The following is a 13770-nucleotide window of genomic DNA, read 5'->3' on the forward strand; positions in this document are numbered from 1 at the left end:
TAGCCGACATACATATTTATAGAAATTCCGGTACAGTATTGTGCGCATAGGAGGCGAGAATGATCAAAGGAACCATTACTGCCAGCATCGTCTTTTTTCTCTTATTTCTTGTATATGCTTCTGTTCAGGCCCATGCTTATCAAGACACAGTACAAAAGCTCACACGGCTATCGCAGAAAAATGAAGAGCTTCAAAAAGAAAAAGAACTGCTTACAATTGAATACCAAAAAGCCCAGGAAGAACTTGAACATATTAAGAAATCAAAACCGCAAAGCCAAGCTGATCCAAAGAAAAAAATCGCTTATCTCACATTTGACGATGGTCCATCTACTAATACGGCCGCCGTACTTTCCATTCTGCAGCGCTACAAGGTAAAAGCTACGTTCTTTGTGATCGGCAACGAAACAGAAGCGGGCAAGCAGATGTACAAACGTATTGTGGCAGAGGGACATGCCATTGGCCTTCATTCCTATACACATGACTACCGGAAGATTTATGCTTCCCCTGCCGCTTTTCATAATGACTTTACCCGGATTCGCAATCTTGTTCACAGCACTACCGGTCTTACGCCTACCATCACCCGATTTCCTGGCGGCTCCAACAACCATGTCAGCCGTAAGTATGGGGGCCGCACGATCATGCAGACACTCATTCGCGAAATGAAACAAAAAGGATACCAATACTTCGATTGGAATGTAGACTCTACAGACGCTTCACGCATCTTACAGTCCCGTGAGATGATCGTTCGCTCCGTACTTCAAGGCAGTAAGAACAAACAAAAAGCCATCATACTTATGCATGACTCACAGGTTAAGACTACGACCGTCGAAGCGCTGCCCGCCATTATTGAAGGGCTTGTCAAACAGGGATTTTCATTTGATATTATAACGGCCCAATCATTCACCTATCAGTTCGCTTCTGCCTCTTAGCTACTTTCACATTGGGAGAGAGACACAAAATGTTATATACTAGTAAAAAATGAGAAAAGTGGTGAACTGTTCTATGACACGCGTCTCTCCCTATGTCCTCCTTGTTCTTGCAAATGTGCTTTGGGGTGGAAACTTTGTAATCGGACGGGCCGTTGCGGAAAGCCTACCGCCGTACACACTCTCATTCCTTCGCTGGTGTACGGCTTTTCTAGTATTCCTTCCATTCGCATGGCCAAAACTGCATAAAGAATGGCCGCTTCTCCGTGCTAGGATGCCCGTGGTCATTCTTATGGCACTTACAGGCGTCGTCGGATTCAATACGTTTCTTTATATCGCGCTACACTATACAACGTCCATTAATGCTTCGCTTGTTAATTCATCTACACCTATCGTTATTTGCATTCTTTCATTCTTGATCCTTGGCGAACGTCTGAACCGCAACCAAACCATCGGAATTATTCTATCCCTGGCCGGGGTTCTATTTATACTGTCTAAGGGTTCATTCGCGTCACTTCTTACCTTCTCCTTCAACATAGGAGACATACTTGTTATCGCAGCTTTAATCTGCTGGAGCATCTACTCTGTTCTCGTCAAAAAATACAACGGCATCCTGCCGGGCTACAGCACATTTTTATTATGCATCATTCTTGGGATTGGCATATTGTTTCCCTTCTTCGTCTATGAAAGGTTCGTCGCACAAGTACCCGCTATGTGGTCCTTCGGCTCCATAGCCACCATATTATATACCGGAGTATTTGCTTCCATCGTCGCCTTCATCTCCTGGAACTCCGCCGTAGCACAGATCGGCCCGGGCAAGGCTGGTGTATTTTTGAATCTCATTCCCGTATTCGCGGCCATATTCGCCATTGTATTTATCGGAGAGCATATCATGTGGTACCAGGCAGTCGGCGGGCTATTCGTCGTATTCGGCGTCTATATCTCTACCCGTATGGTGCATGCATCAATAGAGAAGGCCGTTCGACAGAAGCGAAACATAGGCTAATTAGGCCCTGACACTTTTTTAAAATTATAGTAATATATGTGTAGGTACTGAGCAGTGTATACAGCAAGATTGCTGCTTGATACGGTACGAAAACAATAGAAAGGAATGTTTCGTGCACGATCATGAGAAAACTACACACATACATAGTGTCTGGTTGTATCGTCTTTGCGGCTGTATTATCTTCCGGCACACAGGCGGAAGCAGCAAAAATAGCGGTACAAGCATATAAACAGCCCTATGCTTCTTCTATTAGTAAGAAGAATCTACCCATTCAACCGAAGCTAGTCTCGCCGATCTCAAAGAAAAAAATATATGATACGCTTCTCCCTCATTTTACAAAAGCGTACGTGGATACTTTTATTAAAGAGAATTTCACCGAGACTGAAAATGGCCTGATAAAAAAGTAAAACCGGTCGTTATTCGACCGGTTTTTTACGCTCTATATCAGAAAGTTTCCCTTCTTTTTTTAAACGGGCAATAATTTTAGGCAAGTATTCTTCAACGAACTTTTCGGCGTTTTCCTTTGTAACAGTAGCAGCGCGCTTACGATGATTCATATGTTGCTGTCTCCCCTTACGTTTGTATGAATTCTGCCAATGCCTATGCGACTTTTGCTGCTTTTTTTTGTAACACAATTATTTACCACACTAGATTTATAGTTAAACAACTTTTTTCCGATAAATAAAAGAGAAAAATTCTTAGAAAAGGAGTGAGGAGATTGCTCCGTAAATCACTGATCCTTCTTTTACTGTGCACCCTTGCCTTTCCATTCGCTTCCTATGCCCAGATGAAAGAAAAAAATGGAGAATTCTACTTCTATGATCCGAATTACGGATTTATTATCAAGCTCATTACACCGGATGAACGAAATGTAACAACTAATATTGTCGATCAAATCAGCTTTGAGTTGCTTTGGTATGACTATCAAAACACTTACCATCGGCGTGACCCGATTCAATATGCCAAGCGAGTCAATCCTTCTCACGTGCATGTCTATTATAAGGACCCAAAAGCGATGAGTTCTGTCGATAAAGGCATGGTGTTGCTTGATGATAATTCTTATATCTATACCATTCGGAATTACCAGACGGGAAAAGATAAAACCGGTCCGTTCCCGGTGAACATCGCTATCGAAAACCTCATCTCCCCTACAAAGGCGAAAACTAAAAATCCTGCGATCTACCATGGAGACGGGAGCAAACAACGGGTAAGCATTAACATTGATCTGATGTATTACCAAAACGATAAAGAGGGCGGGAAATTCTATACAAGCTTCAAGGCTGGAAAAAGCACGATGTTCGAAAAGCGGCTTGAACTCGACTTCCCAAAAGATACGTATATCAATGACCCAACCATAAGCACAGTTCTGCCGGAGCAGGATATTCTTATATCCGTTAATCCGCGCCCGGCCAACACGTCAGAGTATATGTTCGTCAGCCAAAGCTATACAATTACCGATAAATACGAACGCAGTATCACTCGCCCAAGTCAGGACGGAACGCTGCGCCTTATGTATGATTCCGGCATCTCAGTCGATGGGGCTCTGCACAACGTATCCATCCTTCAGCGTAAGGATGGCAAATGGATTCCGGTCGGCGGTAAAATTAACAGCAAAAGCCGCACAGTAGAGGCATCCATCGATCAATTCGGTGAATACGCTGCTGCCGTAATGTATAAGACATACAAGCTTGATATGGTCAACAACTGGTCGAAGCCGTATGTGCTGGCTCTTGCCTACAAAGGTGTCATTCAGCCTGATATGTATTTATATGATGGACGCCTACTGAAGGATTTAAATGCAAAAATCACCCGGTTTGACTTCATGATGATGCTGGCGCGGGCTAAGGGATTAAAGCCCGTCCAATATAACGGTCACTTTGTAGATGTGACGGAATCAACGTACGGTAAAGCGCTGCGCGGCTATGACGGCACAGGCTACTTGATGAGCGCCGTTAAAAACGGATTCGTTCAGGGGAAAACGTCTGGTGTACTTGGTAACGTCATGGCACCAGAAGCGCCGCTGACAAGGGAAGAAGCCGCCGTATTCGTCTCCCGCGCTATGGACTTGAAAGTTCCTACATATAGCGATATGACGAAATCTAAAGAAAAATTAAAGAAAGATTATCAGGATTATGCTTCCGTCTCTGGCTGGGCGGTTCCTCATGTCGAAGCGCTGACCAAGAAGAAGTTCATGCAGGGAAGTAACGGGCTGTTTAAACCGCACGACAAGCTGACAGTCGCTGAAGCCAGCGTGCTTGTCTATAATATGATGGATGAACTCGATCTATTCGGTAAATAAAAAAACAGAGGAGCGGCATAAGTAAGCCGTCCCTCTGTTTTTATTTATCCTGCTACTTTTTCGGTGCAATTGTCTCACGGAAGACTCCCCACATTGGCGCAGTGTTTGCACCCAGTCGCCAGATGGCAATGCCTGCAAGCTCCTCACGTTTGGCTACACCTACTTTTGCCAATACGGTCTGCGGTGTTTCATTTAGCGTCATAATGCCGAGCAGCAATTTCTCTTTCGGTACCTGTGCTTTCGCTTTTTGAGCCGCTTCCATTACTTTCGCAATCGGCTCGGGCTGACGTACACCAGAAGGGTTGTATTCATACGCCATGATTACGATGCGATCAGCCAATTGTCCAAGCGCTTTGTAGTCATATGCCTTATAAGAGCCATTTAACGGGTGCAGGCTGAGCGTCAACCGGACACCACTGCTTGACAATTCCTCATCAAGCAGCCGCACAAAGCGGGTAAACGAGCTTCTCACTTGCTCTAACTGCGCTCCGCTTTCACGAAGCCCCAGCTCTTCAAAATCAATATGAATTCCTTCAAATGAATGTTGTACAGCTTCCTGTGCAATCCGCTGTGCCGTTTGTTTTGCTAAGGCTTCATTTTGCAGCAGGGCCGTTAATGCGCCTGGTGTTCCTTTCACCGGTCGATCGGTTGCATACACCATCATCTCAGGTGAGATACTATACTCTTTCATGCCGCTCACCGCATCCTCGAAGCCCTGCGGGCGATTGTAACCAGTTACGGTATCGGCGGTCTTAAGCTCTCCCTGTTCTCCCAACGTATACCAGCCAAAAGCAACATCACTAATCAGGTCCGTATTTCCTTTTGCTTTGTTCGGGTACGCTACGCCGAACACTTCCGGCCAGCTATTTGTACCTCCCTTTACCGAACCCTGAGCATAGTAGGCAAGAACGCTCATCGCTTTTGGAGCAGAGATTATCCGTACAGTACGTATCTTCTGCTGCCAATCTACACGAGCATTCAATGCTTCTCCTGCGGCCCTAAGCGGTAAAAGCGTCCGATCCTTATAAACAATCGGGGCAAGCTCCATCGTAAACTCTTCACCATTCCGGGTAGCGGTCTTGCTTCCCACCTTCATTATTACTTTTGTTTCCTCATTTGTAAGTGTAACTGTGCGCGTTTTTTGATCCCATCCTACCTGAACATGCAGTGCATCGGCTACAGCACGGATCGGCACAAATGTGCGGTCATTTCTCATGATTGGAGGAACGTCCATTTTTACTGGTAACTCATCTACTGTAACCGATATACTTGAGCTTGCAGCCTGTACCGTAGAGATAGGAGCAAAGCCGCTACCTACTACGAATGCACAAGCTAATAAAGATACGATTCCTTTTTTCATCGCAACCTCCCGGCTAATCTTAGAGTGAGCTTTTTCTTTTTGATAGAAAAGACTCACTAAAATAGACTCACTAAAAAATGGAAGGTTGCGTTTCTATTTACTTTGCGCCTGCCAATACGTCAGCAAAAGCTTTTACATATTCCGGGAGATCCGGTGGGCGGCGGCTTGAGACGAGATGACCGTCAATTACAACCGGTTCATCCAGCCATTCGGCCCCAGCATTCTCCATATCATCACGAATGCCCGGTGTGCTGGTAACTTTTTTTCCCTGTAGTACTTTAGCTGAGATCAATACCCAACCCGCGTGACAAATCTGTCCAATCGGCTTCTTATTTTCTTCCATATGACGAACAAGGGCGAGCACATCCGGAAAACGACGCAGCTTATCCGGCGCCCAGCCACCCGGTACCAGCAGCGCATCATATTCTTTAGGATCGACCTCATCGAATGCATAATCAGACTCTGCTGGAACTCCATATTTACCCGTATATTTCTCCTTTGCTCTCTCGCCTGCCAGATGTACGATCGCCCCTTCCTCTTGCAGACGCAGAATCGGATACCACAATTCCAAGTCTTCGAATTCATGATGGACAAGACTAAGCACCTTTTTGCCTTGTAAACGCATAACAAGCACCTCCGATTTATTGTATACAAAAAAGACAGGCATCCCCGCAATCTTTCGTAAAAAAGACTGTAGAGCCTGTCTTTCTTTGCGGATAGTCTCTCCCAAATCCTAAAACATCGGGAACACATAATTTACGAGAAAATATAAGAAACCGAAGAAGATAATAATGTAGGCGGCATACTTGATGAACGTAGCACCGACCATGCTTCCGTTTTCTGTCTTGTGTACAGTACGCTTCTCTACATCAACTTTACGGTCGTCCATCTTCATCCCTTCTTTCTGTAGGTAACTATTTTGCTTACTTGTATCCATTTTTTACCCATGAATACGTATACCGAAACGCCAACTTATTCATACACCGCACCTCTCTTTACTTTCTCTATCCATATATTTTAAACTGAGTACGGAATTGATTTCCGACAACTACATCCCAAAAGGAGAACGACAATGCGACGTATCTGTGTGTTTGCAGGTTCAAATGTTGGTAGAAAACCGGAGTACGAATGCATGGCTGAAGCACTTGGACATGAACTGGCCCGGCAAGGTATCGAGCTAGTGTACGGGGGATCAAAAATCGGCTTGATGGGACGTATAGCAAATACCGTTTTACAATTTGGCGGAAAAGCAATCGGCGTCATGCCTACCGGTCTTTTTCGCGGCGAAATGGTACATACCGAACTCACAGAACTATATGAGGTAGCGGACATGCATGCGAGAAAAGCAAAGATGGGGGAGCTCTCTGACGCCTTTATCGCACTTCCCGGCGGTTACGGAACATTAGAAGAAGTATTCGAGGTTGTAAGCTGGGGACAGCTTGGCATCCATAATAAGCCGATCGGCCTTCTGAATGTGGAAGGATACTATGAACCCGTAATGCAGATGGTACGCAACGGTGTGGAAGCTGGCTTTATTCCAGATACACATGCCCAATTGCTTATTTGTGAAAGCGATCCAGCAGTACTTCTACAGCGTTTGCACGAATATCAGCCTCCAGTACAGACAAATAAATGGAGTGAACTATCAGAAGCCTGATATATAGAAGAAGCTAGCCTCAAATATGGTTAGCTTCTTTTTTGCGGATGCATTCCCACTCAATAGAACCGCATACAAGTGGTAATACAAGGAAAAAGGAGGTATAAGCCTTCTTCATCGTAGCGTGTTGGTAGTACGTCTAGATAATAGGGATATGATACAATAAGACACACTAACGGCAAATGAACAGGAGGTATATACATGAAAGTAACGATCGAGCCTGCGGCTATGGAATGGTTTCGTAAAGAAATGGATATACAAAAAGGCGATGCCATTCGCTTCTTCGTCCGTCTGGGCGGCTGTAGCACTGTACAGAGCGGATTCTCGCTTGGCATCGCCAAAGAACAGCCAAAGGAAGTCGGCGTCTCCACTGTGGAAGATGGCGTTACATTTTATATTGAAAAAGAGGATCTTTGGTATCTAGATAATACAGAACTGCTTGTTGTCTATGATACGGAACGGGATGAGATTTCCTTTCGATAATTATGGTGCTGGTGTCTCCGTTTTCACATCAAGGCGCTGAACCAGCCCTCGCTTGCCGTCAAGACGAACACGCTCCCCGTTAGCAAATCGTTTTAGAGCACCGCGCACGCACATCACAGCAGGGATACCAACTTCCCGTGCAGTGACAGCACCGTGTGACAGCGGCCCGCCGGATTCCGTAATTAACCCCTTGGCTTTATAGAACAGCGGCGTCCAGGCGGGATTCGTCGTGCGCGCCACAAGAATTGCCTGATCCGGCATTTTCGCAAAGTCTTCCGGGCCACGCACAATATACACCACTCCCTCACAGTCCCCCGGACTGCCCGGAATTCCGCGCAGCAGCGCTTCGTCTTCTCCCTCCGGACTCTCTTCCTCCATCTCCGCTTCTTGTGCCAGATCCCATACCGGCTCCTGCTCGCATGCGCGCTGGTAAGCTTCTTTGCGGATGGCGATTTTTTCACGTATATCAAGTGAAAGTTCCAATGAATGAATGGATTCCAGCTCATCTTTAACGAGGAAGAACAAATCATATGGATCGGCAAGCTGCCCAGCCTGCGAGAGCTTGGAGCCGAATATGCCAATAGCACGACGTGCCAATAAATTAACCCGTGTTGTCTGGAAATGCTCCAGATCATCAATATACGTATATGTCAGCGTGAGCCGTACCAGCTCATTTACGAAATAGCGCAGCGGCTTTGGTGAGAGAGCAAGCAGCTCCTGGGTCGCCTTCATGCTGACCATTTTGCCTACCTGTTCTTTTTTCCCGGTATTCTCCCGCTTCCTTGAAGTGGCTGCGAGATGAATGAGGTCAAGCACGACTTCCGGCGCTTCCGCCCAGGTTGGCTTATAATAATCAAAGCTAATCTCCCGATGTCCGTAATTCTCGATGAAGGATGCAAAAGCACGCTCAAATTCCGGGAAGTGTGAAAGCCGGGCAAACGCCTCTCTGCCGCCTTCCGCCAACAGCCCAATCAACCCTGGTGTCCGCTTTGCCTGCTTGGCCAGCTCATAGAGCTCCCGATTGATCTGCCCTGTTTTTGTACCGGATGCAGTAATAATCTGCTTCAGCATCGTCTGCGCTTCATACAGGTCTCCCCTTACTGCCGCAATGTACTCCAGCAGTGTTCGCGTCAAGAAACCCTGCGTCATCGAGATCGCTATATTCGGTAGAAAATACTCCTTAGCCACGCTGAAAAGTTCCTTGAAATGCTGCTGGAATTGTACAGCATCATACGCGGCAAGTGGTGCGGCACTCAGCCGGCCAATCCGAATCAGATACGCATCCAGATCCCGCATCCATGCATTCGGAAGCTCCATTACCCAGCGGAATTGTTCTTCGATAAACGTCAGCTCATCAACAAGCGAATCAACGGTACGCAGTTGGATCGGTTTGTTCATAGCCAAAAGCCGAACGGCATTCTGATTGCCATACACATAGCAATTACGCAGTGCGAACCATGGACGCGTAGGCAGGTGTACATTCATCAGGTTAAGAGAATGCTCCAGCGAGGCGTTAAACGCATCCTCCACATATGACCACGTAAGCGGCGTCAGCGGATCAGGAAAGCGCTCTGCTGATTCATCGCGGGTAAATCGCGGAGGAATCGTTGTCTGCGGACGTGCCTGCAGAATGTAGAGCTTGCCTTCGGCATAGGCCCATTCCACGTCCTGCGGTGTCTGGAATTCCCGTTCAATCTTCTTGGTCATCTCCGCAATTGCGAGAATCTGCTCATCGGATAAGCAAGGGATTGCCCGGTACTCGGCCGGCAGCGGACGCGTCTCGACACCGTGTTCAACCGGTACGACATAATACTCCTTCTCACTTACACGGCGCTCAACGATCTCTCGCTTAGCCATGTTGACCACCCACGAATCCGTTACCGCCTCCCCTCCAACCACCGATTCACCAATGCCATAATTACCTTCAATAAGCACACAATCAAGGTTGCCGCCAACAGGGTCAACGGAAAAAGCTACCCCTGCTGTTTCAGCGGCAATCATGCGCTGGATGACAACCGCCATCGAAGCACCTTCCTGTGTAAAACCCTGATAGCGTCGATAAAGCACTGCATGCTTCTGCCAAAGAGAAGCAAAACACTCACGCACTTTCTCAGCTATTTGATCTGTCGACACATTCAAAAATGTCTCATGCTGCCCGGCAAAGGCCGCCCCCGCCAAATCCTCGTATGTAGAAGATGAACGCACCGCATACCGGCTCCCTGAAGGCAATTTCGCAAGCTGCTTTTGCACCTCCTGCACAAAGGAATCCGGGAGGGGTATTGCCCGAACCCTTTCTGTCATCTCCTGACACTGGCAGGCTAGGTCCGCTTCATTCTCATAGGAGAATACTGGAGGTGCCGGGTAATGGTCCCGATAAAAAGAAGCACCAATCACTGCTCCTTCAGGTACATTGAAGCCATATGAAGTCAACTGTTTGAGATGATGCCCTTTGCCCCCGTCTTCCTCAATACTTAGTAGTTGGTCAAATCCGGTAATGTACGTCATTCTTTCCCACCCCTTCGATTTTGTTTTTATATACCAACTTTGCAAGCTGATAGGCCAACACGCTGAAAAACGCTCCGACGATCAAATCAATGAAGTAGTGATAGCGCAAATACAATGTAGACAGCACAATGAATAGGAACGGAAGCAAATATATATAGAATACGCGGCGGTGATACGCATAATAAAACATCAGCAGGAACAGACCTACGCCCACATGCAGGCTTGGGAATACATCATACTTTGCCGAACCAGCCTTCACCACGGCTGCATTCCATGCAGTAAAGACATATCCGCTCAACTCGCTCGTATACTGTGATGCAAAGTGAACAAACGGGCCTTCTCCCGGTAGCAGCGTATACCCCGTAATACCGATGCCATATAGTGTAAACAGCCCGGCGCAAAAAAGACTCAACTTATCCAGCGAAGCCCAGAAACCGTATCCGATAAACGTAGCAAATAAAGCAACAAGAAAGGAAAAGTACCCTATACTCATAACCTCTGTCAGCGGCTGACTATACCAGCTCTGCATCCATATGCTTGCGTCTCCGCCTATCAGCATACGGTCGATCTCCGCAAGTACACCGTCCGCCGGAGACATACCCCAGATTGGAATGATTTCCTTAATGCTTGAAAAAGCAAAATTCATCATCAGGATATTCCACACGAGGCGAATGCGGTTGATTATCGGGGATAAGGAACACTGACCGTAATAGATCAAAGCCCAATATACACCGAGGACAAGTATATAGAGTACGAACCATTTCCCTACATAGCCAACCCATGCAAGCCGAATCATGACCTGTAGAAAAAGCAGGCTCATGAAATATTCATGCAGTAAAATCTTTTGAAAATAAAAAGGGGCAAGGTGATTCATCCGTATCTTCATGTCTTAAACCTCTCACAAAATGAAAGAATCGTCCGGCGTTGTGTACTTGACCGATTGCGCGCCCGTACACCCGCCCGACGCCAAGCGTCCCATGCTCCGATCCCGGCAGCCGTTATCGCCGCATATACTCCCATCAACAGACCAGCAGTAGGGAGTGAAAAGAGCAGCAACGACAAAAGGATATAGCATACAAGCTGCAGCAAAAAAAGAGGTGTACCAACAAGTATTCGCCAAAGAGCGATAACATTCGTATCATCGGCCATTTTTTTCGCTGCCACATATCCGCCCACAAGGGGAAGTCCGTTCAATATACAAAAAAGAAGCACGAGCAAAGTAAGCAGGCAATACGACAAAGCAAAGGACCATGTCCCATACTGTCCAAAAAGCGGCACACCCTGATAGCGAGCAGGGACTTCGGATTGATGTATCTGAAGAAACTCCTCACTCTGCGCGGTAGACATCTTGCGCGCTGCCCACATCCGGCAGAGGGCGAGGTGCGACAACCGCGTGACGCCGTGATACCGCAGCAAGGATGCAAAAGCTTCCCCTATTCGCTGCTCCTCTACGTCAGCAAAATTCTCACTGATATCGGCAAGACTTTCGCGAATCGTCTCCGTCAGCTTCGTTATATTCCGTGCCGACGCTTTTGTCAGTCGAATGGGGGTACCTATATGTATTTCCGCCGCACTACGGAAGCGCCACCCTTCCTCATAATGCAAACCAAGCGGAACAATCGACAGCGCTTCCCCTTCTTCCGCCTCCTCTAGCAGTGTATGACACATAAAAGCGGCGCCTTTTTTAATCGGAAGCAGCTTAGGTCCCAGTTCGCTGGTTCCTTCAGGAAAAATCAGCACCGGAACACCATGCCGCATCGCAGCTACTGCCTCCTGCATACGGTCGCGGTTCCACGCCTTCTGCTCCGGTTCCTCCGCCTTGCGGTAGACTTCGATTTGCCCGCCAAAAAACAGGCGCAAAAACCAGGAACCCGTCAAATTCCGGCCAACAATCGCGCGGCAGGCAGGAAGCGCTGTAAGCAGTACATATCCGTCAATCGCTCCGTTTCGATGGTTGCTTACAAATAACGTCATCCCCTGCTTCGGAAGATGATCGGTACCATACACACGGATCTTACGAAAATAAATACGTGCAAGCCATGTTCGAATTGCATGTAACCATAGTACAGCCAGTCCATATCCCTCCCTTCCCAACAGCCGTTTACATTTTACTGTACGTAATTCTCCCTCATAATGATTCCAATATATCACAAAATAATGAAAAATAATCCTATTCAGCTATCGCCTTTCCTTTACACACACAAAACAAAAAAGCGCAGAAAGAAGATGATCTCCCTTCTGCGCTGCGCTCTTTTGTATTCTTATGCGGATAGCTTGTGACCCGAAATTTTGTTAACCATAATGGCAATCGCACCATCACCTGTTACGTTGCAAGCTGTACCAAAGCTATCTTGAGCCAGATACAACGCGATCATCAGCGCAGTAAGCGTCGGATCGAAATGAAGCATCGACTCAAGCAATCCTAGCGCTGCCATAACGGCTCCACCCGGTACGCCCGGTGCAGCTACCATCGTGATACCAAGCATCAGAATAAACGGGAACAGCGCTCCAAATGATGTACCCATTCCATTGAGCATCATGACTGCCATTGCACAGCTGACCAGTGTAATCGTGCTGCCGGATAGATGAATCGTCGCACACAATGGAACCACGAATTCAGCCGATCCTTCTTTTACGCCATTTTTCTTCGTCTGACGCAGCGTTACAGGAATGGTAGCTGCTGAAGATTGCGTACCAATCGCTGTGAAATAGGCCGGCATCATATTTTTTAGCAGTCTAAACGGGTTGCCCCCTGCAACTGCTCCACTTAATCCATATTGAATCAGAAGGATCACGATATGGAGTACAATAATCATCACAAATACTTTAGCAAATACGGACATGATGGTAGCAACTTGTCCCGCATATGTCATATTGGCAAAAATACCAAGGATATGCACAGGAAGCAGTGGGATGATGATATTCGTAATAAGCTTTTCCACGATTTGCTGAAAATCATCCATCACTTTCTTCAGTGTATCCCCTTTGATTGCGGCGATTCCAAGACCGATTGTAAAGGCCAGCAGCAAAGCCGTCATAACCCCCATCACAGGAGGCATATCTACTTTGAACAATGGCGAAACCAGTGCCTCTTCCGGGTTTTTCGCGCTCATATTCATACTGCCGACTTCTAGAATGTTCGGCAGAATCGCTGAGCTTGTGAAATACGCAAGAAGACCCGCAATAATCGTAGAAGCATAGGCGATAACAGTAGTAATTGCCAACAGCTTCCCTGCGCCTTTCCCAAGTTCACCGATGCCCGGTGCTACAAAGCCAATAATAATCAATGGAATAACAAAGCCGAGAAAGTTACCAAAAATCCCATTAAATGTTGACGTAATCTCGATAACCCACTTCGGACTGAAAGCCCCGATAACGATCCCTAAAGCAATCGCCAAAATCAACCGAGGCAGCAAGCCTAACTTTTTCATTTCTTTCTCCCTTCTATCTTGTTTGCGAATTATATTTATGTGTTTATATAGGACAGACATAAGTATATATTACAAGGACAAAATTGAATAGTCTTTTTGATAT

The 13770-nt window shown here is 46.7% G+C and carries 14 protein-coding genes; 6 read left to right on the plus strand and 8 right to left on the minus strand.

The window, feature by feature from the left end; translation table 11 throughout:
* Positions 1–59 precede the first annotated feature (59 nt).
* The 3 genes from AB3351_RS16685 to AB3351_RS16695 all read left to right on the plus strand — a co-directional run bounded on the left by AB3351_RS16685 (position 60) and on the right by AB3351_RS16695 (position 2339).
* Positions 60–929: a polysaccharide deacetylase family protein gene (locus tag AB3351_RS16685; RefSeq protein ID WP_371148284.1), complete on the plus strand. Its 870-nt coding sequence runs from the start codon at positions 60–62 to the stop codon at positions 927–929.
* A gap of 73 nt (positions 930–1002) precedes the next feature.
* Entirely contained in the window at positions 1003–1932 is a 930-nt protein-coding gene (locus AB3351_RS16690) for a DMT family transporter (protein WP_371148285.1), read from the plus strand.
* A gap of 122 nt (positions 1933–2054) precedes the next feature.
* The gene (locus tag AB3351_RS16695) at positions 2055–2339 is read left to right on the plus strand and encodes a hypothetical protein (protein ID WP_371148286.1); all 285 of its coding nucleotides are present in this window, start codon (positions 2055–2057) and stop codon (positions 2337–2339) included.
* Positions 2340–2348: 9 nt separating this feature from the next.
* Here the strand turns inward: AB3351_RS16695 and AB3351_RS16700 are convergent, their stop codons facing one another.
* Positions 2349–2489: a hypothetical protein gene (locus AB3351_RS16700; RefSeq protein WP_371148287.1), complete on the minus strand. Its 141-nt coding sequence runs from the start codon at positions 2487–2489 to the stop codon at positions 2349–2351.
* A 161-nt stretch (positions 2490–2650) separates the two neighbouring features.
* Between AB3351_RS16700 and AB3351_RS16705 the strand changes: the two genes are divergently transcribed.
* Positions 2651–4231, plus strand: a complete 1581-nt coding sequence (locus tag AB3351_RS16705; RefSeq protein ID WP_371148288.1) for an S-layer homology domain-containing protein — start codon at positions 2651–2653, stop codon at positions 4229–4231.
* Between the two features lie 52 nt (positions 4232–4283).
* Here AB3351_RS16705 and AB3351_RS16710 read toward each other — a convergent pair whose 3' ends face one another.
* The 3 genes from AB3351_RS16710 to AB3351_RS16720 form a co-directional block, all read right to left on the minus strand.
* Positions 4284–5591, minus strand: a complete 1308-nt coding sequence (locus AB3351_RS16710; protein ID WP_371148289.1) for a stalk domain-containing protein — start codon at positions 5589–5591, stop codon at positions 4284–4286.
* Between the two features lie 97 nt (positions 5592–5688).
* Positions 5689–6216, minus strand: a complete 528-nt coding sequence (locus AB3351_RS16715; protein ID WP_371148290.1) for a type 1 glutamine amidotransferase domain-containing protein — start codon at positions 6214–6216, stop codon at positions 5689–5691.
* 108 nt (positions 6217–6324) lie between these two features.
* The gene (locus AB3351_RS16720) at positions 6325–6480 is read right to left on the minus strand and encodes a hypothetical protein (protein WP_371148291.1); all 156 of its coding nucleotides are present in this window, start codon (positions 6478–6480) and stop codon (positions 6325–6327) included.
* 183 nt (positions 6481–6663) lie between these two features.
* Here AB3351_RS16720 and AB3351_RS16725 point away from each other — a divergent pair, with 183 nt between their 5' ends.
* Both AB3351_RS16725 and AB3351_RS16730 read left to right on the plus strand, forming a co-directional pair.
* Complete coding sequence (locus AB3351_RS16725) at positions 6664–7248, plus strand: LOG family protein (protein WP_371148292.1); 585 nt, start codon at positions 6664–6666, stop codon at positions 7246–7248.
* A gap of 201 nt (positions 7249–7449) precedes the next feature.
* A complete protein-coding gene (locus tag AB3351_RS16730) occupies positions 7450–7731 on the plus strand; it encodes a HesB/YadR/YfhF family protein (RefSeq protein ID WP_371148293.1) in 282 nt (93 codons plus the stop codon).
* Here the strand turns inward: AB3351_RS16730 and AB3351_RS16735 are convergent, their stop codons facing one another.
* The 4 genes from AB3351_RS16735 to AB3351_RS16750 all read right to left on the minus strand — a co-directional run bounded on the left by AB3351_RS16735 (position 7732) and on the right by AB3351_RS16750 (position 13667).
* Positions 7732–10236: a PEP/pyruvate-binding domain-containing protein gene (locus AB3351_RS16735; RefSeq protein ID WP_371148294.1), complete on the minus strand. Its 2505-nt coding sequence runs from the start codon at positions 10234–10236 to the stop codon at positions 7732–7734.
* Positions 10214–11122 carry a phosphatase PAP2 family protein gene (locus AB3351_RS16740; RefSeq protein ID WP_371148295.1) on the minus strand — a complete coding sequence of 303 codons (909 nt, stop codon included), beginning with the start codon at positions 11120–11122 and terminating at the stop codon, positions 10214–10216. The genes AB3351_RS16735 and AB3351_RS16740 overlap by 23 nt, the downstream gene beginning before the upstream one ends.
* On the minus strand, positions 11119–12330 hold the full coding sequence (locus AB3351_RS16745; RefSeq protein ID WP_371148296.1) for a 1-acyl-sn-glycerol-3-phosphate acyltransferase: 1212 nt from the start codon (positions 12328–12330) through the stop codon (positions 11119–11121). Before AB3351_RS16745 ends, AB3351_RS16740 begins: the two co-directional genes overlap by 4 nt.
* Positions 12331–12497: 167 nt before the next feature.
* Entirely contained in the window at positions 12498–13667 is a 1170-nt protein-coding gene (locus tag AB3351_RS16750) for a dicarboxylate/amino acid:cation symporter (RefSeq protein WP_371148297.1), read from the minus strand.
* Between the last annotated feature and the right edge of the window lie 103 nt (positions 13668–13770).

The organism is Aneurinibacillus sp. REN35, assembly GCF_041379945.2.
Classification (GTDB): Bacteria; Bacillota; Bacilli; order Aneurinibacillales; family Aneurinibacillaceae; genus Aneurinibacillus.